This is a genomic window from Limnohabitans sp. Rim8 (genome assembly GCF_945901735.1).
GTDB lineage: Bacteria > Pseudomonadota > Gammaproteobacteria > Burkholderiales > Burkholderiaceae_C > Limnohabitans_A.
This window is the reverse complement of the sequence record NZ_CAMDLM010000015.1, coordinates 38,269-60,456: the sequence shown is the minus strand read 5'-3', so window position 1 is coordinate 60,456 and position 22,188 is coordinate 38,269. Positions and strand designations below refer to the sequence as shown.

The following is a 22,188-nucleotide window of genomic DNA, read 5'->3' as shown; positions in this document are numbered from 1 at the left end:
AATCTGACAGGTGGATTGACTGAGCGCTCTCACGAGCAGAGTCAGTCACCCACCCCATCCGGATTGACATGCCAACCCTCACTTGATTACTTTCTCGTGAGGGTTTTTTTTAGCTTTTTTTCGACCTTCAAATCACGAATTCAGGTCTTTGCTTGCACTCAGGTGGTGCCACCAAATGTGTTGGAAAAAATTGGATCAATTCACATGTTCACGCTCCAACCCTCTTTAAGGCGATCCCTCGCCTTGCTTTCAGTTGCGTTTTTTTCAGTGGCCTGTGGCGGTTCAGGGTCTGGGGCTACTGACACCACAGTCCCTGGCGCTCAGACCCCACCGGTTGCTGGTGCGGTCATTCTCAAAACCCCTGTTTTGTCGTTCAACGACACCGGCCTTGACGTGACCGATGGCGTCACAAGCAACGGCAGGTGGGGTGTTGAAAGTCAGGGCATCGACTGGGAGTTTTCGCTGGACCAAGGGATCACTTGGACACGCGGTTCCGGCGGCTCGTTTGTCGTCAAAGGAGACGGCGCCAAAATGATTTGGGTGCGTGCTCGTGACGATGCCGGCAACACCTCCGAAATCGTGCGCGTCAACTGTGTTTTGGACACCACCCCCCCCGCTGCTGTGGCGATCGCAGGGCAAGCCGAAGGTGTGACCAACACCTTCAAACTGTCTGGCATTGAGCCGGGTGCCCGCTGGGAGTATTCACTGGACGAGCAACGCTCATGGTCTGCAGGCAAAGGCAGCGCACTCGGTACTTTGGGCAACGGTTTGAGCCGGGTTTGGTTACGCCAAGTGGACATGGCCGGTAACAATTCTGCGGCCCAAGGTTTTGACTTGCAAAACCCAAGCGTTGTGTCGCATGAAGCTTCAGGCGACCCTTTGCTGCCCAGCATTTTGGCCCCTGGCCTGCAAACCTACCTGATCCATGGGGTGGTGGTAAGCGGTGATCGCGACTATGTCACTTGGGACATCCCCAAAGGCCAGCAGTTGATGTCGTTCAAGTTGGTGCAGTACGAGTCAGAAGACGACAAAGCCTTTTATGCTTTGCAGCCCAACAAGGTATTTGATGCGGGTGAAACTGTCGAAAGTGTCTCGCGCATGCTGGTTTACGGCCACATGGGACCCAGTTATTTGGGGCGCAATGAGCTGGCCAATGTGCCCAAGTCAAAACTTGGCGAAGGGCCTATGACGCTGTGGTTTCAGCAAACCGGTCTATCGCCGACACGCTACGCCATTGAGGTTATTTTGTCGCCAGCGGATTGATGCCCGCTGGGGTGCCTCAACAGCGCTCGTCATAAGCTCAAGTCTTTTGTGGCTTGAGGTGAAGCGCCCAGTTCAGCGCATGCGCCATTTCAAGCCCACTTGCAGCCTGTTGTTTCGTGGCTCGTAAGTGCCTCTGTCCACGCCGACCAAACTCACCCATTGAATATCAGAATCATCTACCCAAGTCCAGCGAGCATAGGGTTGCATCTCTCCCAGGTCGGTGGAGATTTTTTGGCTGATTTGAAAGTAAACACCCTTGCGCTGTTGGTTGGTCACGTCTTGGAAGCGGGTGTTGACTTGAGACAAGCGGGACACATGCTCCCCCCACAGTAGCCAGCCTGCATCGACCGTCCAAGGCTGTTCGCTGGCCGAGTGCCAGCGCACGGGCAACCAGACTTGGGTAGAAAGCCGGTCATAGCCCCCAAAACCCAAACTGGTAGTGCCGCGCAAAAAATTGGCATGGGTATGCAAAGCCAAGCCGACCTGCCATTGGGGTTGTGCTGTTGATGCCCTGAGAACTCGCCAGCGGGTGTCCACATTCAGCACCGAATCCAAACGCCCGGACGGAACGCTGCTGTAGTTTTGCAGGCCCAGTTGCCCTTCAGCCTCCAAGGTGAGCGGTCCCCATGCTCGGCTTTGCCAATGCACACCCAGCTCGGGGCCTTTCAAGTTCATTTGCGGTTCGCTGTAATCCTGCCAACCTGCACTCAGCTGCCAAGTACCCCGATTTTCTTCAGGCTGTGCTTGGGCCGAGCCGATGGCGCCCACAAACGCCCAAACTGCGCATACCCGCCACAGCGGGGATTCACCGATCCGAGGCAAACACTGAATGTTGCGAAATACTGGAAACATGACACTCCTTTGATGACCCGCAACACCATTTTGGTGTATGTCTTTGACGGCTTCAAGACAAATGCAAAACCGCGCATCGGCATAGCATTTGGCCCTTCAATCACAATCAAAATTCAGTGGTTTGGGACTTTCCGCATGAACAATGCTTTGGCGACGCAGCTGCACGGCTCATTAAGTCGCAGTTTTGTCGAATGACAGAACCTGAAAAATACCATTTTTTTACACTCATTTGACACATGGGTCTCTTCCAATCGCGCTCAAATCACCAGAGAGGCTATGGAGATGTTGTTGAGTCGACAGAAAAATTTACAGCGCGTCCTGGTGCTGGCTGCTGCTTTGGTTTCAGTGTCGTGCGTGAGCACAGGTTCTGCCCCTGCCGACAAAAATTGGGACTCATCGGTGCCATTCCAGCCAACGCCAAAGGCTGGTGCAGTCAAACTCCCAGCCCCTGTTCTGTCTTTCAATGACACAGGGCTGAGCGTGAGCGACGGCATCACCCGCAATGGTTTATGGGACGTGGACAGTGCCGACATCGATTGGGAATTTTCACTCGATCAGGGGCAAACCTGGACCCGTGGCCAAGGGCGCACTTTTGAAGTCAAAGACGATGGGGCCAAAATGATCTGGGTGCGCGCCCGGGATGATGCGGGCAATACTTCAGAGATCGTGAGAGTTCGTTGTGTGCTCGATACCCTGGCCCCGGTGGCCTTGGTCATCACCCCGCAACGGGAAGGCGTTACCCTCCGTTTGCAGTTGTCGGGCCTTGAGTCCGGTGCGCGGTGGGAATACTCATTGAATGGCCAGGCCCCTTGGCATGTGGGCAGCGGCCCCGCGTTGGGGGTGTTGGGTCAGGGCATCGCTCAAGTTTGGCTCAGGCAGGTGGATGTCGCGGGCAACCCGTCTGTGGCCCAAGCCATGGACTTGCAAAGCCCCAGCCTGTTGGCCCACGATATATCTGGCCACCCCTTGCAGCCCAGTGTTTTGGCGTCAGGTTTGCAAACCTATGTGATTCAGGGCGTGGTGCTGCGCGGAGATGCCGACCATGTGCGTTGGGATGTGCCCCAAGGCCAAATGCTGATGTCCTTCAAGTTGGTGCACTATGCCTCGGACGATTTTGCGTCTTATGCCTTGCAGCGCAGCAGCGTTTTCGATGCGGGCATGGACACCACGCGCATGCTGGCATGGGGCCAGATGGGACTCAGTGACTTGAATCGCAATGTATTGGCGAACACCGGGCCACAGCGGCGCGGTGAAGGCCCCATGACCCTCAGGTTCCAGCAAAACGGGACCTTGCCAACGCCCTACGCCATTGAGCTCACGCTGGCCGCTGCGAACTGAAGGCCGGGTTCAATTCAGAGTCATCAGGTGAGCGATGGAGTGCTGGCCACCCGCGCTCGTGTGCCAGGCGTGGCTCGTAGTTTTTTGGATTTTCGAACGCCATGCACCGCGTCAAGAAGGCCAGCTCAACCCGCCTTGATCGCGGCCAAAGCATCGACCACTTCGAACACCGCCTGGTTGTTCATTTGCTGGACATGGCCATGGTAGAGGGGCAGTTCGCTCAACAGCGCGTCCACAGCACCCGGCAATTCACTGACCGAGGCAATGACCTTGCCCAGTTGGTTCTCTTCCAACCACACCGTGTTGTACCTTTCTTGGGGCATGGTGGCGCCATTGCGGAAAGTGATGACGGGCAAACCCATGTGCACCGCCTCACTCAAGCTGCCCGGGCCGGGCTTGCCCACAAAATAATCACACAGATGCATGACGAGGTGGATGTCCCGGACGAAACCCATGACATGGTGCTTGGATGACGCCGATTGGGCGGCCATTTTTTTGGCCAAGGCGGTGTTGTGGCCCGCCACAAAAATCAGCTGTCGGTCAGGCAGCGCTTTGGCAATTTTCAGCATTTCAGAGGACCCGTGCCCACCAAACAGGATCAAGCCCGTGGGGACGTTGGGGTCCAGACCCAGCTCTGCGAGCCGGGCCGCTTTGTCCACACTCGGTTTGCGGTAAAAATCAGGGCGCAAAATCATGCCCGATGTGGTGGTGATGGCCCGTGGGTCATAACCCAGCGCGGCCGCTTGAGAGGCGGCAAACGCTGTGCCACAAATGATGTACTGGCCTTGCCGAGGCTCCATCCAAAAGTGGGGCGGGTAGTCGGCCATGTCGGTCAGTACCGTGACATAAGGCACCCCCGGCAATTCGTCCCGCAGGGCCTCGTACATGACTTTGTTGAAATTGGGCACCAGCGAAACCACCAAATCCGGCGGGTTGCTGCCCCAAAATGACCGCACCTTTTTTTTGAGCTTGGGCAAGGTCAACCGGATCATGGTCTGAAAAATTTTGAGCTCCGTGGCCAAGCCACGGGTCCAGCCTTTTTTCAGCCTCAGGTTGTACAAATCTTCGGGGGCAAAGCCGGTCAGTTTTTGGTAATAACGGTCCGAGTCAATGACCTCAAAAAGATTGACCAATGTCACCGACCAGTCCGGGTGCTTTTGGGCGATGACTTCCTGCAAGGCCAGCGCTGCGGACCTGTGGCCACCGCCGGCGTTGAAGTAAATGAGCTGAACAAGGTATTTCATCGGACATCAGCTTGCCCGATGTGAATGACATGGGCGTGACCGTGCAAGTGTAAGGATGCCAACAACTGTCACAATAATAATGAATACTATTAGTTGAATTAAGGTTAATAATTTATATAAAAGTTTTACTTAGTTAACATACAACATCCACACTTTTTAAGTTCAAAAATGCGTGTCATCCAAAAAATCCAACAGGTCATTGCCCAAGAACCACAGCATCCAACGGGGCAAGTTTTTTCCCGCTTGATTTCTGGCTTGGAGGACGAATTGGACTTTCCCCTCCATGAACTCTATAAACTCAACGCATCAGATTTTCAGCTGGCCATGGAAATTCTGCAGGAGTGGCGGCTTGACCGTTACTATTTGGGCAAATCCAAAACATTCGATGTGACCCTGCAGGCCTTGCCGCCGATCAAGCACAAGCCTTAAGGGTTGCCGTTCTTTTTTACAGGAGTAGATTTATGCGGATTGCTTCATTTGTGGGACAAAAGGGCGGTGTTGGCAAAAGCACCTTGGCCCGCGTGTTGGCAGTAGCGGCGGCCCGGGCGCAGCACAAGGTGCTGATCGGTGACTTCGATCTGGAGCAGCTCACCTGCGTGGAGTGGGGCGCTCTGAGGCTGCGCAACGGCATCGAGCCCGAGATTGAAGCCCGCGCATTCAAGAGCCTGAAAAAATTGCGCAAGGACGTGGTGGGCTACGACCTGGTCGTGGTGGACACCCGGGGATTGGCCGATGAGTTGACTGAAGATGTCAGCCGCGAAAGCGACATCGTGTTCTTGCCGACAGGCACCTCCATGGACGATCTTCGCCCCACATTGGCCCTGGCGCGCAAACTGTCCAAAACCCGCGCGGTTGGCAAAAAAATCGTCATTGTCCTGTCCAAAACAGGCCGCTCAGAACGCTTGCTCGAACAAGCTGAAGCCACCATCGGCGAAGCAGGTTTCGACATGCTCAACGCCGTTTGGCCCGAGCGTGACGGCTTTCAAGCCGACTTGGATGTGGGCCGCGCCGGCAGCGAGTCCAGCAACCCCCACCTCAAGAAGGCTTCTCAGGATGTAGAGCAGGCCATGCTCACTTTGGCAATGAGCTGAGGCCTGCGCGGTTTACAGCCCGATCACGCCGCCGTCTTGGCGCGTGATCACGATCGTGGCCGAACGTGGACGGCCCTGGACACCGTAGCCCTGGTTGCCGGGCCAGACGCTTTCCGGGGCTTCGCCCGAAGCCAGCGGCTTGGACAACTCGCCAGGGTGCTGGATGTTGACAAACAAAGTGCGGCCATCGGGGGTTTCCGTGATGCCGGTCACCTCAGCGCCCTTGGGGGCCACCAAGAAGCGGCGCAGTTTGGCATCACCCAAAGCGGCGCCCACAAAAGTTTCTTGGGTGCCAGTTTGCTCAACACCCCCCACCATCATTTTGTTTTTCACGGTGACTTTGCCGCCGTCGCCCACTTGGCCCGGAATGGCGGCCAGCATCATGCAGTTGCTTTCGTCGGTCATGGCGCCGTCGTCGGTCTGAATCCAGCAAATGCCGGTGGCCTTGCTGAACCACAGGCCGTCAGGCGATGAGAACGCGTTTTTGGCGCTCAAGCCGGACAAGTTGGCATCGCCCGAGTCTTCTTCTGCACCAAACAGGAAGATGTCCCACGCAAAGGCTTTGGCTGTGGATTTTTGACCCGTTTCATTGAAACGGATGATGTGACCGTGCGGGTTGCCAGTGCCTTTTTTGCCATCCATGTCCATGTAGGCGCGGGGGTTGGCCGGGTCCACCTTGGTGGGGGTGCGGTTGGCCGCGTTGTTGTTGGTCAGGGCGAAATACACCTCGCCGTTGCGGTAGTTGACAGCGCCCCACTCTGGACGGTCCATCTTGGTGGCACCGACAGCATCGGCTGCATGGCGTGCGTTGACGAACACATCGGCCTGGTTGGCAAATTTATAGGCACTGTGGTTGGCAATGCGTGGATCGGCGATGGTCAACTCCAGCCATTGGCCTTGGCCTGTGGCATCAAAGCGCGCTGCGTAGAGCTTGCCCTCACCCAGGTACTTGTCGCCGGCCACCAAACCGCCGCCCACATCGCGCGGATCCCAAACCGCGGTGGAAACAAATTTGTAGATGTACTCGTTGCGGGCGTCACAGCCCATGTAAAAGGCCAAGGGCTCGCCCGCCTTGGGCAGGCTGCAAACGGCGGCTTCGTGGGCAAAACGACCCATGGCCACGCGTTTGGCGGGCGTGGAATTGGGGGCCAACGGGTCGATTTCGACGTTGTAGCCGAAGGTGTTGGCTTCGTTGCGGAAGTCACGCTCGGCATTGGCACCTGTGGCCGCCAAATTCCAGCGGGCAAAACGGTCGTCGGTGGCCGACACGGTGTGCCAGCCTTGGCTGATGGCTCTTTGCACACCGGCAGCGGGGGCTGCAGCAGCCACGCCATAGCGACGGCGTGCCGCCACTTCTTTGGGGGACAGGCCGGTGCCCGTGCCCGTAGCCTGGAAGTAAAACGCCCAGTTTTCTTCGCAACCCAAATAGGTGCCCCAAGGGGTTTTGCCGTGGCCGCAATTGTTCAAAGTGCCACGCGACATGGCACCGGCCGTGTCCCAACGGGTCACCATGAAACTGCGGATGTTGTCGATTTCTGCGCGCGGACCGCTGATGCGGGCCGGTGTTTGGGCGGTGATGCGGCGGTTCAAAGGCGAGTCTTGCTTGATGCGCCAGCCTTGTGGGGTTTTGACGATCTCGACCACCGAAACGCCGTGGTGGTTGATTTCCTTGAGCACTTCCAATTCGGGGCGGTTACCCAAATCCCAGTTTCCAAACTGGTGGAATTTTTTGCCGCTCACGCCATTGGACGTTTGGCCATTGGGGTGCATCAAGTGCGCATCGGCCGAGCTTTCGTGGTTCACACACAGCACCGCGCGGCCGGTTTCATTCTCGGTGTAGCGGCCGTTGGCATCGATGTAATAAATGTCCATGCCGTCGTGGTGGTCACCAATGCGGCGCGACCAGTCATCGGTCTCAGTGCCTTTGTTGGAGTAAGCGGGCAGGGTTGAATCCAGTGCATCGCCTGTGGCGTGCAGAACCGTGTACTGGTAACCGGGCGGCAATATCACGTTGTCCAGCAAACTTTTGTCCAAGGACGGAAAGCCCAGCGCCGAAGGTGCTGCGGCCACGCCCGACACCATGCTGGCGCAACCGGGCAGCATGGCCAAACCGGCCAGGCCCAGACCACCGCGCAACAAGCCTCGGCGCGCAGGGTTTTGCAGCGATTGGGCCAAAACATCCTGAAAGTGAAGGTTGTTCGAATTGTTGAAGACGGGATCGTGATCGTGGTGTGACATGAAAACTCCTGAGGAAAGCAATTATTGGAATGGGTTTGTGTGACTTCGTGATGTCAAAAAACCCATTGCTGCGAGGGCATCACGACCACAATGGGGCTGAGTTGCAGACCTGTCATGGTTTTGTCACGCAGAAGTGGCACAGTCAATCACATTGACATTTCCAGAACCATCGAAGGATTAACCATGAAAGTTGGCATCAACGGTATGGGCCGCATCGGCCGTTTGGCCCTGCGTGCGGCCATGGGCGCTGCCGAGCGCCAATCGGATGACCCCCGCGCAGGCAACCGCCTGGAGGTGGTACACCTGAACGAGCTCAAAGGTGGCGCAGCAGCCACAGCGCATTTGCTGGCGTTTGACAGCGTGCAAGGCAAATGGCGCGAGCGCATCGAAGCAGAGGGCGACAGCCAGATCCGCATCGGTGAGCGCACACTATCATTTTCTTCGCATGCCAACCCGGCCGACATCCCGTGGGGCGACATGGGCGTGGACCTGGTGCTCGAATGCACCGGCAAGTTTTTGACGCCCGAAACCCTCCAAGGCCACTTGGACCGGGGCGCCAAGCGCGTGATCGTGGCGGCGCCCATCAAGGTGGGCGATGTGCTGAACATTGTGGTGGGCATCAACCACACGCTGTACAACCCCGCCAAAGACCGCATCGTCACAGCGGCATCGTGCACCACCAACTGCCTGGCCCCGGTGGTCAAGGTCGTGCACGAAGCCATTGGCATCCAACACGGCCAGATCACCACCATCCACGACCCGACCAACACCAATTTGGTGGTGGACGCGCCGCACAAAGACCTGCGCCGCGCCCGCAGCGCCATGGTGAGTCTGGCCCCCACCACCACCGGCAGCGCCACGGCGATTGCCCTGATTTACCCCGATCTCAAGGGCAAACTCAATGGCCATGCGGTGCGTGCCCCGGTGCTCAACGCATCACTCACCGACTGCGTGTTTGAGATGAAGCGCGAGACCAGCGCCGAAGAGGTCAACGCCTTGTTTGCCGCTGCAGCCCAAGGCCCCTTGGCGGGCATCTTGGGTTACGAGGAGCGCCCCTTGGTGAGCGTCGATTACGCCCGCGACACACGAAGCGCCATCGTGGACGCGCTGTCCACCCTGGTGACCGACGGCACGCTGCTCAAAATTTACGCTTGGTACGACAACGAGATGGGCTACGCCTGCCGAATGGTGGACCTGGCTTGTCACATGCACGACGTTGGCATTTGAGATGAACGCTGCTGAACGCAATTACGGCATCGTCACCGCCGCTTATTGGGGCTTTACCCTGACCGACGGCGCTTTGCGCATGTTGGTGCTGCTGCACTTTTACAAGCTGGGTTACTCGCCGTTCACCTTGGCCTTTTTGTTTTTGCTGTACGAAGGCGCGGGCGTATTGGCCAACCTGATCGGCGGCTGGTTGGCCACGCGCTTTGGCATTGCACGCATGCTCACCGTGGGCTTGGTCACGCAGATCATCGGGTTTGGTTTGCTCTCGGCTTTGCAACCCGAGTGGACAGCCGCCATGTCGGTGGCCTGGGTGGTGCTGGCGCAAGGGGTGTGTGGTGTGGCCAAAGACCTGACCAAAACCGCCAGCAAATCGGCCATCAAGATCACGCAAGCGCAGGCCAAAGACACGGGCAATGGCCAGTTGTTCAAGTGGGTGGCTTGGTTCACCGGCAGCAAAAACGCCATGAAGGGCTTTGGTTTTTTCTTGGGTGGTTTGCTGCTGGAAACGCTGGGTTTTCAGGGCTCGCTGTGGGCCATGTCGGGTCTCTTGGCTTTGGTGCTGATCGGCGTGGTGAGCAGCTTGCCGCCCATGATGGGCAAGAGCAAGCCATCGGGCTCGGCCAAAGAGTTGTTCGCCAAAAACCCGGGCATCAACGCGCTGGCCGCCGCTCGCGTGGCCTTGTTTGGGGCGCGTGATGTGTGGTTTGTGGTGGGCGTGCCGGTGTTTTTGTACTCGGTGGGCTGGACCTTCACCATGGTGGGCGGCTTTTTGGCCGCCTGGACCATTGGCTACGGCCTGGTGCAAGCCTTGGCACCACAGATCGTGCGGCGCAGCGCCGATGGCCTGAGCCGCGAAGTGCCTGCGGCCCGTTGGTGGTCAGCGGTGCTCACCTTCATACCGCTGGGCATTGCAGCGGCGATGTACCTGCAAGCGCCGCAGCTGCAATGGTGGGTGGTGGGCGGTCTGAGTTTGTTCGGCTTTGCCTTTGCCATCAACTCGTCGGTGCACAGCTACTTGGTGCTGGCCTATGCGGGCTCCGAAAAAGCAGCCGAAGACGTGGGTTTTTATTACGCGGCCAATGCGCTGGGCCGCTTCATGGGCACGCTGCTGTCGGGCCTGTTGTACCAGTGGGGCGGGTTGATGTATGCCCTCTTGGGCTCGGCGCTGATGCTGCTTTTGTGCTGGCTGGCCACGCTGCGTTTGCCCATGGGCTTGCTCACCGTGGACCGAGCGCCATGATGGATCTGCCGCAAGACCCGCCACTGGACCTGAGTGAGGCCAGCGCCGTCAAAGCCCTGGCCGCCTTAGCCCAATCTTCGCGCTTGCGGGTGTTTCGGGCCATCGTGGGCGCAGGCCCAGAAGGCATGCAGCCAGGACAAATTTCACAAGCCTTGGGCGTGCCCGCCAACACGCTGTCTTTTCACCTCAAGGAATTGCACCAAGTCGAGTTGATCAGCGTCGAGCGCGAAGGACGATTTTTGCGTTACCGCGCCAACATGCAGGCCATGCAAAGCCTGGTGGGGTTTTTGACCGACCACTGCTGCCAAGGTCAGCCTTGCGAGGGCATGCCCATGACGCGCCAGGCCAGCCCCCTGCCCCACACTTTTTCAACCTCAGGAGCAACCATCATGACCCAACGCCATGTTCTGTTTTTATGCACCGGAAATTCATCGCGCAGCATCATGGCCGAGGCCATCTTGAACCACCTGGCACCGAACCGCTTTGTGGCCTTCAGTGCGGGCAGCCACGCTGCTGGACAGGTCAAACCCCAGGCCTTGCAGTGCCTTGAGCGCAACCACATGAGCACCGCTGGTTTGCGCAGCAAAAGCTGGAATGAGTTTTCCGGGCCCGATGCGCCGGGCATGGACTTTGTCATCACCGTGTGCGACCAAGCGGCGGCCGAGATTTGCCCGGTCTGGCCAGGTCAACCCTTGACCGCACACTGGGGCGTGCAAGAGCCTGCGCAAGAAGGCCAGAGCGCCGAACAAAGCGTCAAAGCTTATTGGAACGCCTTCATGACGCTGCACCGCCGCATCGCGATTTTGCTGAGTTTGCCTCTGGAAAAACTCGATCGATTGGCTTTGCAATCCGAACTGCAGCGCATTGGGCAGTCGTGAGATCGCCGCTATGGCCTCGACCTCGGTTGCGGCTTTCCCTCATCCAAGAAAGCTGCGCACATGGGTATTTTTGAACGGTTTTTGAGTCTGTGGGTGGCGCTGGCAATAGCTGTGGGCGTGGGCTTAGGGCTGACGGTACCGGGCTTGTTTCAGGCTGTGGCCCTGCTGGAACTGGCGCACGTCAACGGTGTGGTGGCGCTGTGCATCTGGGTGATGATTTTCCCGATGATGGTGCAAATCGACTGGCACGCCGTGAAAAACGTGGGCCAAAAGCCGCAAGGCCTGGTGCTCACCCTGGTGGTCAACTGGCTCATCAAGCCGTTCACCATGGCCGCCTTGGGCGTGTTGTTTTTCAAATACCTTTTTGCGCCCTGGGTCGATCCTCAATCGGCCAACGAATACATTGCCGGCATGATTTTGTTGGGCGTGGCCCCGTGCACGGCCATGGTCTTTGTTTGGAGCCAGTTGGTCAAAGGGGACCCCAATTACACCTTGGTGCAGGTGTCGGTGAACGACCTGATCATGGTGGTGGCGTTTGCGCCCATTGCGGCATTTTTGCTGGGCCTGACCGACGTCACCGTGCCCTGGGAAACCCTGATCTTGTCCACGGTCTTGTATGTGGTGCTGCCCTTGGGCGCGGGCATGCTGGCACGGCGTCTGTGGTTGCGCCGCGGTGCTGCCCACCTGCAGCAACGTGTGGCCCAGCTCAAACCGCTGTCGGTGGCTGGGCTGATCGCCACCGTGGTCTTGCTCTTTGGCTTTCAAGCCCAAACGATGATGGACAAGCCCCTGGTCATCGCCTTGATTGCCGTGCCCTTGCTGGTGCAAACCTATGGGATTTTTTTCATTTCCTGGTGGGGGGCGCGCTGGTTGAAACTGCCGCACAACGTGGCGGGCCCTGCGTGCCTGATTGGCACTTCCAACTTTTTCGAACTGGCGGTGGCCGTTGCCATTTCCTTGTTTGGCTTGCAATCCGGTGCGGCTTTGGCCACGGTGGTGGGTGTGCTGGTCGAGGTGCCGGTGATGCTGACGCTGGTGGCTTTGATCAACCACTGGGCACCGCGCCAAGACGAGCAGACCTGAGACGGAGCGAGCACCCAAGGCCCGCTGCCCTTGCCTGATGGGCGCCCATGTCATTCAAATTTCACAATCCGGTCACATAATTCACACTTTGCCCGTCCGACCTCGCCGCCCTCGCCCCCTCGCCATGCAAACCCATTCTCTTTACGCCGCCATTGACCTGGGCTCCAACAGTTTTCGCCTTGAGATCGGACAAATGGATGCAGGCCAGCTGCGGCGCGTGGAATACATCAAGGAAACCGTGCGCCAAGGCAACGGCCTGGACAGCGAACGCAACCTGAGCGAAGACGCCATGGCACGGGGCTGGGAGTGCCTGGCCCGCTTTGGCGAACGGATTGCGGGCTTCCAGCCCCAACAAGTCAGGGCCGTGGCGACCCAAACCCTGCGCGAGGCCCGCAACCGGGATGTGTTTTTGGTCAAGGCCAAACAAATTCTGGGCTTTCCGATCGAGGTGATTGCCGGGCGCGAAGAGGCCCGACTCATTTACCTGGGCGTGTCGCACCTGCTGCCGCAGTCGGATGAGCGCCGCCTGGTGGTGGATATCGGCGGGCGCTCGACCGAAATGATTTTGGGCCAGCACGTCACCGCCAGTACGCTGGAGTCTTACCGCGTGGGCAGTGTGGGCTGGTCCATGAAGTATTTTTCCGATGGCCTGTGGACTCCCCAAGCCTTCAAGGCCGCCCAAATCGGGGCCCTGGCGGTGCTCGACGAGGCCCACATCCTCTTCAACCGCCAGCACTGGGACAAGTGCTACGGCTCCTCGGGCACGGTGGGCGCAGTGTCCGATATCTTGACCCAGGCCGGCTGGCCCGAGGGGCGTGTCACACGCGACGGCCTGAGTTGGCTCAAAGAGCGTTTGCTCAAGGCCCAAAAGCTGGACAACTTGCGCCTGGAAGGCGTCAAGGAAGATCGCAAACCCGTCATCGGTGGCGGCCTGGCGGTTTTGCAAGCCGTGTTTGATCTGCTGCAAATCGATGAGATGCATGCCGCGCAAGGGGCCTTGCGCCATGGCGCGCTGTACGACCTGATCGACCGTGAAACCCCCCAGGATGTCCGCTCGTCCATGGTGAGCTGGTTGGCCCAACGCTTTGGCACCGATGCCCAGCAGGCCGATCGGGTCTCACGCACAGCCCGGGACCTGCTGGAAGCCATGATTGGATCGGGGGCCGACCTGCCCCAAAACGAACGCCAACGCCATTTGCAAAAACTGCACTGGGCCTGCCAGCTGCACGAAACCGGCTTGCGCATCTCGCACAGTGATTACCACAAGCACGGTGCCTACATCTTGGACAACACCGACCTGCCCGGCTTCACCCTGGACGAGTTGCACCGCCTGAGCCAATTGGTGCTGGGCCACCGGGGCAAGCTGCGCAAGCTCGAAACCGAATTGCAAAACACCCGGTTTGTGCAGCAACTTATGGCGCTTCGCTTGGCGGTCATTCTGTGCCATGCCCGGCGTGACCCGGATTTGTCGGGCTTGCACATCCACTACGATGTTGACAGGCGCACCGCCAGCCTTCAGATGGACAGCGACTGGGCCGAACTCTGGCCCCAATCGGCGCACTTGCTGCGCGAAGAAAAAAACGCTTGGCAAAAGACGGATTGGGTTTTACAAGTTACGGTGAGCTGATTTCCCCGGATTTTTGAGGTGGATGTCTTGCCGAATAAAAAACAACGGTATAAACTGTATGCACCGTTAATTTTTTTGAAAGGCAATACACCATGAACGACACCACCATTTCCTCAGCCCCAAGCGCCAACGCTGCCAGCACCGACAGCACCGCCACTTCTGCCAAAGCTGCCGCCAAACCAGCGGCAAAGGCGGCACCCGCCTCCCAAATACCCGTCAAAGCACCGCGCAAAACCGTTGTCAAAGCCCCGCAGCGCAAGACGGTCAAATCGGTCAAAACTGCAGTGACCCCGCCTGCCGCGCCCGCCAAAGCCAAGACCAGCTCGGCCAAAGCACCTCAGCCCAAAGCCACGGACAAGAAAACTACGGCCGCCCCTGCCAAGGCCCCCAAAGAGAAAAAGATCAAAGTCGTGCGCGACAGTTTCACACTGCCCAAGACCGAGTTGCTGCAAATCACCGAGATGAAAAAACGCGCCATGGCTTTGGGCGTGGAAGTCAAGAAAAGTGAATTGATCCGCGCTGGCCTGCAGGCCTTGGCGGGCTTGGCCGACACTGCTTTCAAGAAAGCCATGGCCAATGTTCCCACCATCAAAACCGGTCGGCCTGCCAAAGACTGAAGGCGCTCACCAACCCGCTGCTCAAATGCGCTCAGGGCATGTCACAGCCAACAGCACGGTTTGCGCCTCGCCCTCGCGGATGCGGTGGCGCAACCACCACACCGCGCCTTTTCGGATGGCGCATGCGGCCTCGGGCATGCCCAGCAATGTCGCCACCATGCCGCCCAACGCCGGTTGGTGCCCTACCAACAAGACCGGGTAACGCGCCTCGGGCCAGCCCGAGGTTTCCAGCACATCCGCCACACTGGCGCCAGGAGACAGGGCGTCGCGGACCTTGTACTTGCGGCTCAGGGCCAGCACCGTTTGCTCGGCCCGCACAGCGGGGCTGCTGAGCACGCGGGTCCCTTGTGGCAACTGGGCGTCCAGCCAGGCGGCCATGCGTTCGGCCTGTTTGCGCCCGCGAGGTGTCAAGACCCTTTGCATGTCGTCTTCGCCTGGCTCGGCCTCATTGGCCTCTGCATGCCGCCACACGATCAAATCCATGGGACTCACTCCTGTAAAGGTGAGGCGTCGTAGCGCTGCATCAGCGCTTGTTGGGCCCCGGGCCCCGGCTCGGTCAAGCCGACACGGTGGTATTGGCCATCTGGGGCCAAGTCCCAGGCATCGCGACCGTCGTGCAGGTAGGCGATCAGGCATTCGTCAATGATTCGTTGGCGCAGCAACGGGTCGGTCACGGGCCAGGCCAACTCGATGCGGCGCGTCATGTTGCGGCTCATCCAGTCGGCGCTCGACAGGTACAGAGATTCGTCTTGGTCGGCGCAAAAGTAAAACACCCGTGAGTGCTCCAGAAAGCGGCCGATGACCGAACGCACCCGGATGTTGTCGCTCACCCCAGCCACCCCGGCGGGCAGCATGCAGGCCCCGCGCACAATCAAATCGATCTTGGCCCCCTTTTGCCCAGCCGTCAGCAAAGCCTCCATCAAGGGCTGGTCGGTCAGGGCATTCATCTTGATGACAATGCGCCCGGTCGCGCCACGTGCAGCCGCCTCGCCAACTGCCTCAATGAGGGCCTGCATTTGGGCATGCAAAGCAAAGGGTGCAACCAGCAAACTTTTCATCCTAGGCAACCGGCTTTGGCTGGCCAAATGCCCAAACAACTGGTCCATGTCGGCGGTGATGTCGGCATCGGCCGTGAGGTAACTGATGTCGGTGTACAGCGCCGCGGTGCGGCGGTTGTAATTGCCCGTAGACAGATGGCCATAGCGGCGCAGCACACGGCCTTCACGGCGAGTGACCAGCAGCATTTTGGCGTGCGTTTTCAGGCCCACGATGCCGTAGACCACTTGAGCGCCGATCGATTCAAGTTGCTCGGCCCAATTGATGTTGGCCTCTTCGTCAAAACGGGCTTTGAGCTCCACCACGACCGTGACTTCCTTGCCGCGTCGTACCGCTTCGCGCAGCAAATCCATCATGGTGGTGTCGCTGCCAGCGCGGTAAATGGTTTGCTTGATGGCCAACACATTAGGGTCCATCACGGCTTCACGCAAAAAGGCCAGCACGCCATCAAAACTTTCAAAGGGTTGGTGAATCACCACATCGCCTTCTTTGATCCGGTTGAACACCGAACCGTGTTTCGGAAGTTGCACCGGAAAGCTGGCTTTGAAGGGCGGGAAGAGCAAGTCTGGTGCAGGCACCAAATCGATCAACTGCATCAGGCGCACCAGGTTTACCGGGCCATTGACCCGGTACACTGAAGCTTCGGGCAAGCGAAATTCCTTGCGCAAGAATTCTGACAAACGGGGCACACAGCTGGACGAGACTTCCAGGCGAACCGCCTGGCCATAGTGGCGGTGCTGCAGACCTTGACGCAGAGCCATGCGCAAATTGGCGATTTCGTCCTCGTCCACCGCCAGATCCGAGTGGCGCGTGACCCTGAACTGGGAAAATTGTCCGACTTCACGGCCCGGGAACAACTCGGCCAGATGGGCGCGGATCACGCTGGACAAAAGTACAAAAGCCTTGCTGCCCTCGCACACCCGGTCCGGCAAGGCAATCACCCTCGGCAACACGCGCGGTACCTTGACGATGGCGATTTCGTTGGACCGCCCAAAAGCGTCCTTGCCCGACAACTGCACAATGAAGTTGAGCGATTTGTTGGCCACTTGAGGAAAGGGGTGCGCCGGGTCCAGGCCCACGGGCACCAACAGGGGCTGCACTTCGCGCTGGAAGTAACTGCGCACCCAGCGGCGTTGCTCGGCATTGCGCTCGCCGTGTGACAATAAACGGTAGCCATGGCGCTGCAAAGTGGGCAGCAAATCGTCGTTGTACAAAGCGTACTGCCGCGCCACCATGGCATTGGTTTTGTCGGCAATGGCCTTCAAGCTGTCGTTCGTGTATTGGCCGGATCTGATCTCCTGCAAGCTGCCCATCACATGCGGCTCGGCCCGAACCTCAAAGAACTCGTCTAAGTTAGAGGACACGATGCACAGATACCGCAGGCGTTCGAGCACAGGCACCTCGGGTCGGTGGGCCCAATCGAGCACACGCTCATTGAAAGCCAGGATGCTCAGATCGCGGTCCAAAAACTCAGGTGGCAACTCTGGCGAAATGGTCTGTGAAATTGGATGGGCCATGGCATACCGTCGATGAATTCAATTCATCATATAAAGTCACTAAGGCATTTTGGTGACAAAACCGTGACAATCAGTGACTTATTTGTCGTCGCCTTTGATCGATATCAAGTGAGACTCGAACAGCGCCAGATTTAAGCGGGCACCGCCTGCGCAGGCAAGGCGTTGACGACCACCGCCTGGCTGCCCCAGTGGATGATCTCCAGTCGACCGTCGGCATGCTCCACCAACGCGGTACGGCTTTCTACCCAATCGCCGTCGTTGCAATACAGGGTGCCGTTCACATCGCGAATTTCGGCGTGGTGAATGTGGCCGCACACCACGCCATCAAAGCCCCGGCGCTTGGCCTCATGAGCCACAGCCACCTCAAAGTCGCTGATGAAATTCACCGCTTTTTTGACCTTCAATTTGAGGTAAGCCGACAAAGACCAGTACTCCAGACCGATGCGCGCCCTGAAGCTGTTGAGGTGACGGTTGAGACGCAAGGCCAGCTCGTACAAATAATCGCCCAAATAAGCCAGCCACTTGGCGCACTGAATCACGCCATCAAAGTGGTCGCCGTGCACCACCCACAACTTGAGGCCTTTGGCCGTGGTGTGTGACGTGTCGTGCAGCACCTCGACCCCACCAAATGCGTGACCCACAAAATGCCGCGCGAACTCGTCGTGGTTGCCCGGCACATAAATGACGCGGCACCCTTTGCGCGCTCGGCGCAATAATTTTTGGACCACATCGTTGTGACTTTGGGGCCAGAACCAGCGCCTGCGCAGTTGCCAACCGTCCACGATGTCGCCCACCAAGTACAACACATCACTGGGGTGGTGTTTCAGAAAATCGAGCAGGGCTTCGGCCTGAAAACCAGGCGTACCAATGTGCAGATCCGAAATAAAAACTGCCCGCAAACGCTGCCGGCCTGCGGGCAAAATGTCGTCGTCTGGTTCCTCTGGCCCCTGCACTGACTCGGGCAAGGCGTGGGGCAAAGTGCCATCGAGCGCCGCATAAGAGGTTGTGAACAACGCAGCGGCCGTCGAGAGTGCGTCGGTTTTTATCATGCGGCCCCCATGGAAAAATTTTTGCGATAGCGCATGGGCAAGTCGGCCGTGCGCATCATCATGGGCAGATCGGCCGTGTTGAAGTCCGGGTCCCAAGCGGGCGCACCCAGCACCTTGGCGCCCAAGCGCAAATAGCCTCTGATGAGCGCGGGCGGCTCGATGGCCAAACCATGGTCCAAATCGTCCACAGGCAGCGGCAAACGTGGCCGCACATGGAACTGGATTTCGGCCAAATGCTTTTCACGCAACTGGTGCCAGATGCTGGCTGCGACATCACCCGTGACCAGACCGTTGTGCAGCATCGGGATACTGGCGCAACCGATCATGGTGTCCAGGCGGTTGCGGTCCATGAATTCGAACAAAGCGCCCCACAAGGCCATGATGACTGCACCATGGCGGTAGTCTGCGTGCACACAACTGCGGCCCAACTCCACCATGCGGCTGCGCAGATCGCGCAGACGGGTCAGGTCAAACTCGGTGTCGCTGTAGGTGCTGCCGGCCCGCTTGGCTTGTGCTGGCGTGAGCACCCGGTAGGTGCCAATGACCTGGCCTGAAACGTTGTCCCGGACCAGCAGGTGTTCGCAGTAATCGTCGAACAAATCGATGTCGTGGCCTGGCAGTGATTTGGGCAACCGCGCACCCAACTCGTTGGCAAAAACCTGGTACCTCAGGCGCTGCGCTTCGCGAACTTCGTCGAGATGCTGCGCCCAGCTGACTTCAATGCTGCTTTGCAGACGCCGAGGCAAAAAGTCCAAACCGGTGGCAGCTGCCCCCGAGTGGAGCACCCCCCCGGCCAATTGAACAGGGGTCAGTGCAAAGGTGGGGTTGGGTGACTCTTTCATGACTTCAGCTCCTTTTTTTTCCTGCCTTGGATGATCCCCCGTACCCGTGTCAAAGCAATGTCTCTTTTGTTAAATTTGAATGACGTGTGCATGTGCCACGCGACGCATCAACTGCATCAAATGGTCAAGCGCATCGTGGCGCGTGTCCTCAAACCAAGCAGATTTTTTGCCCAGGTCATCCCACACGCGCAGCTTCACAGCATCGGCAAAAAAAGGCTCCAGCTCAAAAGCCGAACACTCTTGTGGCCCCATCGGCCCGCCTTGCAAACGCAGGCGTCGCACCGAATCAGGCGACAGCTTGCTGGCGTAGCTCTCGCGTGTGCCGACCAAGTAGCGCTTGGCCTGCACATGTAAGCGCACTGGCTCTGCGACAGCGAGACCAAACACAGGCAGCAGCACCTGTGCACCGATGCGCTCATGCACATCGTCTTCACCTCTGAGGGTGGGCGTGCCCTCCAGATTCACCCACAAATGACCCACATCGTGCAACCAGCTGGCCAGTTGCAAAGCCGCGCTGGCACCCGACTTTTCAGCCAAACGTCCGCATTGCCAAGCGTGCATCAACTGGGTGACCGACTCACCGGCGTAGATCTGGTCACCGCCTTGCTCGTAAAGCGTCAAAAGGGTGTTCAACATTTTTTGCATGGCTTGACTGTGGACTCGGTTCGTGTCAAAAAAATGACAAAACCGACAAGACACCAAACTGATATATTTTCTTCATCACAGCGTCACAGGTACTTTGCACCATGAACATAGTGTCAAATTAGCAACTGGCTATCTGCGTTATCAGTGCCTGCAAATCCTTTCAAAAAGACCTTCAAGCCATCGACCTGCGCATCGACAAGGGCGCGTCTGTGGGCGGGGTGGGGGCTGGACATTGCAGCGGCCATCAGCCCGCAGGTGCAGGGTGATCTGGCTGAAATTTTTGGCTGTCGCTGACAACGGGCCTCCGAACAGCTGTTTGGCTGGCTGGCTGAAAATCCTGGGCATTGCACCGCGTGATCTGCGCAGCAGCCCGGCCGGCCTTCATCAACTCCAACAGGCACTCGGCTCAGCCCGAAGCCGCAACTTTGTAGGAAGTAAAGCATGCGCAACGATGTGATCATTGTGGGCAGTGGCATCGTCGGCCTGGCCTGCGCCTGGGCTGCTTTGCAGCAAGGCAAAAGCGTGCGCGTGATCGACCGCGACCCATTTTGTGTGGGGGCCTCAATTCGCAACTTTGGCTTCGTCACGGTGACCGGCCAGGGTCGGGGCGACACCTGGCGTCGCGCCCGCAGGTCACGCGATGTGTGGGCCGCACTGGCCCCGCAAGCGGGTATCGCCATTGAGCACCAGGGCTTGTATGTGCTTGCCCAAAGACAACAGGCCAAAATGGTTTTGCAGGAATTGTGCAAACAACCCGAGGGCCAAGACCTGCAATGGCTCGAAGGCCAAGCCTTGCAAGACCAGGCGCCACAATTTGTCATGCATCATTTTCAAGGAGCCTTGTACAGCCCTCACGAGCTGCGCATCGAAGCGCGCAGCGCCATTGAGAAACTGCGTGTTTGGCTGGCCACTCAAGGCGTCGTGTTTCAGCTCGGGCAACACGTTCAAGAAGTCATCTCTGGCGCCGTCTTCACCGGCGGGCAATGGCTGCCGGGCGAGCGCATCCTGGTCTGCCCTGGCCCGGATATGCGCAGCTTGTTTCCTGAGGCTTTCAGCGAAAACAACACCCAGCTGTGTCAGCTGCAAATGCTGCGGGTTCAGCCGCCGCCCGGCTACCGGCTCGGCGCTGGGGTGATGAGCGATTTGAGCCTGGTGCGCTACCGGGGTTACAGCGAATTGCCCGGTGCCCAATTGCTGCTCGATCAGCTGCGCGTTGAAGCCCCCCAGGAATTGGCCCATGGCATACACCTGATCGTGGTGCAAAGCCAGGACGGCTCGCTGGTGGTGGGAGACTCACACCACTACGGCCAGGCCATGCGGCCCTTTGCTTCGCGCGAAGTGGATGACCTGATCCTCTATGAAATGCAGCGCCTGCTGTGCCTGGGCCACTACCAGGTGACAGAGCGCTGGACGGGCATTTACCCCAGCGCACAACAAGACAGCCTGGTGCGCGATGTGTTGCCCGGTGTGCAATTGGTCAGTGTGACCAGTGGCACCGGCATGAGCACCTCGTTTGGCTTGGCTGAAGACATCATTCAAAACTGGAGCAAAACATGAATCTCCAACAAGAACACACCGTCCGCGGCATCGTGCTCGACTGGGCGGGCACCATCGTGGACTTTGGCTGCCAGGCCCCCATGGGCGCCTTCGTCGAGTTGTTTGCCCGCCACCAGATTGAGATCACCATCGCCGAGGCCCGTGTGCCCATGGGGCTGCCCAAGATGGACCACATCGCGGCCTTGGGACGCATGTCGACCATCGCGACCCAATGGCAAGCACTGAAAGGTCGCCCTTTCAACTCCGCGGATGCGCAACAACTGCTGACAGAGTTCGAGCCCATGAGTGCCAAAGCGGCGCTGGACCGCAGCCACTTCATTCCAGGCTTCATGACGGCGTACCATGCGCTGAAAGCCCAAGGCTTGGCCTTTGCCACCACCACCGGTTACACCCGAAAAATCATGACGCCCTTGATGGAGATCGCCCAGGCAGAGGGCTTCACGCCGGACTTGGTGGTGTGTTGCGACGACGTGGCCCGCAGCCGCCCTGACCCCATGGGCATGCAGGCTTGTTTGCAAGCCATGGGTTTGCAAGGTAAAGCGCCGCAGGTCATCAAGGTCGACGACACCGCTCCCGGCCTGGCCGAAGGCCTGGCCGCAGGCGCCTGGACGGTGGGTGTGGCCATCAGCGGCAACGCCTTGGGGTGGACGCATGAGCGCTGGCTGCAGGCCAGCGAACAGGACCAAGCCCATGCCAAGACCAGCGCCAACGCCCTGCTGCTGGCGGCCGGAGCCCACGAGGTGATCGACAGTGTGGCCGATTTGCCAGACGCCATCGCCCGCATTGAGCAGCGCATGGCCTTGGGCGAAACCCCTTGAGTCCCC

21 protein-coding genes and 1 pseudogene are annotated in these 22,188 nt (G+C 58.6%); 14 read left to right on the top strand and 8 right to left on the bottom strand.

The window, feature by feature from the left end; translation table 11 throughout:
• Window positions 1-366: 366 nt before the first annotated feature.
• Window positions 367-1,263 carry a hypothetical protein gene (locus Q0O99_RS09350; RefSeq protein WP_293750707.1) on the top strand — a complete coding sequence of 299 codons (897 nt, stop codon included), beginning with the start codon at window positions 367-369 and terminating at the stop codon, window positions 1,261-1,263.
• Between the two features lie 72 nt (window positions 1,264-1,335).
• On the opposite strand, the gene Q0O99_RS09345 is transcribed toward Q0O99_RS09350, so the two are convergent.
• Window positions 1,336-2,115 (bottom strand): hypothetical protein, encoded by a 780-nt coding sequence (locus Q0O99_RS09345; RefSeq protein ID WP_293750705.1) that lies wholly within the window; start codon window positions 2,113-2,115, stop codon window positions 1,336-1,338.
• Between the two features lie 12 nt (window positions 2,116-2,127).
• Here Q0O99_RS09345 and Q0O99_RS09340 point away from each other — a divergent pair, with 12 nt between their 5' ends.
• Together Q0O99_RS09340 and Q0O99_RS09335 are read left to right on the top strand one after the other, a co-directional pair.
• Complete coding sequence (locus Q0O99_RS09340) at window positions 2,128-2,310, top strand: hypothetical protein (protein WP_293750704.1); 183 nt, start codon at window positions 2,128-2,130, stop codon at window positions 2,308-2,310.
• Between the two features lie 285 nt (window positions 2,311-2,595).
• Window positions 2,596-3,453, top strand: coding sequence for a hypothetical protein (locus tag Q0O99_RS09335; RefSeq protein ID WP_293750703.1), 858 nt, complete (start codon window positions 2,596-2,598; stop codon window positions 3,451-3,453).
• Window positions 3,454-3,578: 125 nt separating this feature from the next.
• Here Q0O99_RS09335 and Q0O99_RS09330 read toward each other — a convergent pair whose 3' ends face one another.
• A complete protein-coding gene (locus Q0O99_RS09330; protein WP_293750702.1) occupies window positions 3,579-4,697 on the bottom strand; it encodes a glycosyltransferase in 1,119 nt (372 codons plus the stop codon).
• A 267-nt stretch (window positions 4,698-4,964) separates the two neighbouring features.
• Here Q0O99_RS09330 and Q0O99_RS09325 point away from each other — a divergent pair, with 267 nt between their 5' ends.
• On the top strand, window positions 4,965-5,126 hold the full coding sequence (locus tag Q0O99_RS09325; RefSeq protein ID WP_293750701.1) for a hypothetical protein: 162 nt from the start codon (window positions 4,965-4,967) through the stop codon (window positions 5,124-5,126).
• A 32-nt stretch (window positions 5,127-5,158) separates the two neighbouring features.
• Window positions 5,159-5,788 carry a ParA family protein gene (locus tag Q0O99_RS09320; protein WP_293750699.1) on the top strand — a complete coding sequence of 210 codons (630 nt, stop codon included), beginning with the start codon at window positions 5,159-5,161 and terminating at the stop codon, window positions 5,786-5,788.
• A gap of 12 nt (window positions 5,789-5,800) precedes the next feature.
• Here the strand turns inward: Q0O99_RS09320 and Q0O99_RS09315 are convergent, their stop codons facing one another.
• A complete protein-coding gene (locus tag Q0O99_RS09315) occupies window positions 5,801-8,026 on the bottom strand; it encodes an alkaline phosphatase PhoX (protein ID WP_293750698.1) in 2,226 nt (741 codons plus the stop codon).
• Between the two features lie 183 nt (window positions 8,027-8,209).
• Between Q0O99_RS09315 and Q0O99_RS09310 the strand changes: the two genes are divergently transcribed.
• From Q0O99_RS09310 to Q0O99_RS09280, 7 genes and pseudogenes are all read left to right on the top strand, one after another.
• Entirely contained in the window at window positions 8,210-9,253 is a 1,044-nt protein-coding gene (locus Q0O99_RS09310) for an ArsJ-associated glyceraldehyde-3-phosphate dehydrogenase (RefSeq protein WP_293750696.1), read from the top strand.
• A gap of 1 nt (window position 9,254) precedes the next feature.
• Window positions 9,255-10,493, top strand: coding sequence for an organoarsenical effux MFS transporter ArsJ (gene arsJ, locus Q0O99_RS09305; protein WP_293750694.1), 1,239 nt, complete (start codon window positions 9,255-9,257; stop codon window positions 10,491-10,493).
• Window positions 10,490-10,705, top strand: a pseudogene (locus tag Q0O99_RS09300) (winged helix-turn-helix domain-containing protein); the annotation flags it as partial. The gene arsJ and the pseudogene Q0O99_RS09300, both read left to right, overlap by 4 nt.
• A gap of 177 nt (window positions 10,706-10,882) precedes the next feature.
• The gene (locus Q0O99_RS09295; RefSeq protein ID WP_293750755.1) at window positions 10,883-11,371 is read left to right on the top strand and encodes an arsenate reductase ArsC; all 489 of its coding nucleotides are present in this window, start codon (window positions 10,883-10,885) and stop codon (window positions 11,369-11,371) included.
• A 60-nt stretch (window positions 11,372-11,431) separates the two neighbouring features.
• Window positions 11,432-12,454: an ACR3 family arsenite efflux transporter gene (arsB, locus tag Q0O99_RS09290; protein WP_293750693.1), complete on the top strand. Its 1,023-nt coding sequence runs from the start codon at window positions 11,432-11,434 to the stop codon at window positions 12,452-12,454.
• A gap of 124 nt (window positions 12,455-12,578) precedes the next feature.
• Window positions 12,579-14,081 (top strand): Ppx/GppA phosphatase family protein, encoded by a 1,503-nt coding sequence (locus Q0O99_RS09285; RefSeq protein ID WP_293750692.1) that lies wholly within the window; start codon window positions 12,579-12,581, stop codon window positions 14,079-14,081.
• A gap of 92 nt (window positions 14,082-14,173) precedes the next feature.
• Complete coding sequence (locus tag Q0O99_RS09280; protein ID WP_293750690.1) at window positions 14,174-14,698, top strand: hypothetical protein; 525 nt, start codon at window positions 14,174-14,176, stop codon at window positions 14,696-14,698.
• Window positions 14,699-14,719: 21 nt separating this feature from the next.
• Here Q0O99_RS09280 and Q0O99_RS09275 read toward each other — a convergent pair whose 3' ends face one another.
• From Q0O99_RS09275 to Q0O99_RS09255, 5 genes are all read right to left on the bottom strand, one after another.
• Entirely contained in the window at window positions 14,720-15,181 is a 462-nt protein-coding gene (locus tag Q0O99_RS09275) for a histidine phosphatase family protein (protein WP_293750689.1), read from the bottom strand.
• Window positions 15,182-15,186: 5 nt separating this feature from the next.
• Window positions 15,187-17,271 (bottom strand): polyphosphate kinase 1, encoded by a 2,085-nt coding sequence (ppk1, locus tag Q0O99_RS09270; protein WP_293750688.1) that lies wholly within the window; start codon window positions 17,269-17,271, stop codon window positions 15,187-15,189.
• Window positions 17,272-17,402: 131 nt separating this feature from the next.
• On the bottom strand, window positions 17,403-18,320 hold the full coding sequence (locus Q0O99_RS09265; RefSeq protein WP_293750687.1) for a UDP-2,3-diacylglucosamine diphosphatase: 918 nt from the start codon (window positions 18,318-18,320) through the stop codon (window positions 17,403-17,405).
• Window positions 18,317-19,162: a GNAT family N-acyltransferase gene (locus tag Q0O99_RS09260; protein ID WP_293750686.1), complete on the bottom strand. Its 846-nt coding sequence runs from the start codon at window positions 19,160-19,162 to the stop codon at window positions 18,317-18,319. The genes Q0O99_RS09265 and Q0O99_RS09260 overlap by 4 nt, the downstream gene beginning before the upstream one ends.
• Before the next feature lie 69 nt (window positions 19,163-19,231).
• Window positions 19,232-19,807: a phosphohydrolase gene (locus Q0O99_RS09255; RefSeq protein WP_293750685.1), complete on the bottom strand. Its 576-nt coding sequence runs from the start codon at window positions 19,805-19,807 to the stop codon at window positions 19,232-19,234.
• A gap of 441 nt (window positions 19,808-20,248) precedes the next feature.
• Between Q0O99_RS09255 and Q0O99_RS09250 the strand changes: the two genes are divergently transcribed.
• Window positions 20,249-21,364 carry a TIGR03364 family FAD-dependent oxidoreductase gene (locus Q0O99_RS09250; RefSeq protein ID WP_293750684.1) on the top strand — a complete coding sequence of 372 codons (1,116 nt, stop codon included), beginning with the start codon at window positions 20,249-20,251 and terminating at the stop codon, window positions 21,362-21,364.
• Entirely contained in the window at window positions 21,361-22,182 is an 822-nt protein-coding gene (phnX, locus tag Q0O99_RS09245; RefSeq protein WP_293750683.1) for a phosphonoacetaldehyde hydrolase, read from the top strand. Before Q0O99_RS09250 ends, phnX begins: the two co-directional genes overlap by 4 nt.
• Window positions 22,183-22,188 lie beyond the last annotated feature (6 nt).

Bases quoted from the DNA above. Each gene is read 5' to 3' on its own strand.
- Q0O99_RS09265 (WP_293750687.1), bottom strand. From the start codon at position 18,320: ATGATAAAAACCGACGCACTCTCGACGGCCGCTGCGTTGTTCACAACC.
- Q0O99_RS09295 (WP_293750755.1), top strand. From the start codon at position 10,883: ATGACCCAACGCCATGTTCTGTTTTTATGCACCGGAAATTCATCGCGC.
- Q0O99_RS09315 (WP_293750698.1), bottom strand. From the start codon at position 8,026: ATGTCACACCACGATCACGATCCCGTCTTCAACAATTCGAACAACCTT.
- phnX (WP_293750683.1), top strand. From the start codon at position 21,361: ATGAATCTCCAACAAGAACACACCGTCCGCGGCATCGTGCTCGACTGG.
- Q0O99_RS09250 (WP_293750684.1), top strand. From the start codon at position 20,249: ATGCGCAACGATGTGATCATTGTGGGCAGTGGCATCGTCGGCCTGGCC.
- Q0O99_RS09260 (WP_293750686.1), bottom strand. From the start codon at position 19,162: ATGAAAGAGTCACCCAACCCCACCTTTGCACTGACCCCTGTTCAATTG.
- Q0O99_RS09330 (WP_293750702.1), bottom strand. From the start codon at position 4,697: ATGAAATACCTTGTTCAGCTCATTTACTTCAACGCCGGCGGTGGCCAC.
- Q0O99_RS09345 (WP_293750705.1), bottom strand. From the start codon at position 2,115: ATGTTTCCAGTATTTCGCAACATTCAGTGTTTGCCTCGGATCGGTGAA.
- Q0O99_RS09340 (WP_293750704.1), top strand. From the start codon at position 2,128: ATGACCCGCAACACCATTTTGGTGTATGTCTTTGACGGCTTCAAGACA.
- Q0O99_RS09310 (WP_293750696.1), top strand. From the start codon at position 8,210: ATGAAAGTTGGCATCAACGGTATGGGCCGCATCGGCCGTTTGGCCCTG.
- Q0O99_RS09255 (WP_293750685.1), bottom strand. From the start codon at position 19,807: ATGCAAAAAATGTTGAACACCCTTTTGACGCTTTACGAGCAAGGCGGT.
- Q0O99_RS09320 (WP_293750699.1), top strand. From the start codon at position 5,159: ATGCGGATTGCTTCATTTGTGGGACAAAAGGGCGGTGTTGGCAAAAGC.
- arsJ (WP_293750694.1), top strand. From the start codon at position 9,255: ATGAACGCTGCTGAACGCAATTACGGCATCGTCACCGCCGCTTATTGG.
- Q0O99_RS09285 (WP_293750692.1), top strand. From the start codon at position 12,579: ATGCAAACCCATTCTCTTTACGCCGCCATTGACCTGGGCTCCAACAGT.
- ppk1 (WP_293750688.1), bottom strand. From the start codon at position 17,271: ATGGCCCATCCAATTTCACAGACCATTTCGCCAGAGTTGCCACCTGAG.
- arsB (WP_293750693.1), top strand. From the start codon at position 11,432: ATGGGTATTTTTGAACGGTTTTTGAGTCTGTGGGTGGCGCTGGCAATA.
- Q0O99_RS09280 (WP_293750690.1), top strand. From the start codon at position 14,174: ATGAACGACACCACCATTTCCTCAGCCCCAAGCGCCAACGCTGCCAGC.
- Q0O99_RS09275 (WP_293750689.1), bottom strand. From the start codon at position 15,181: ATGGATTTGATCGTGTGGCGGCATGCAGAGGCCAATGAGGCCGAGCCA.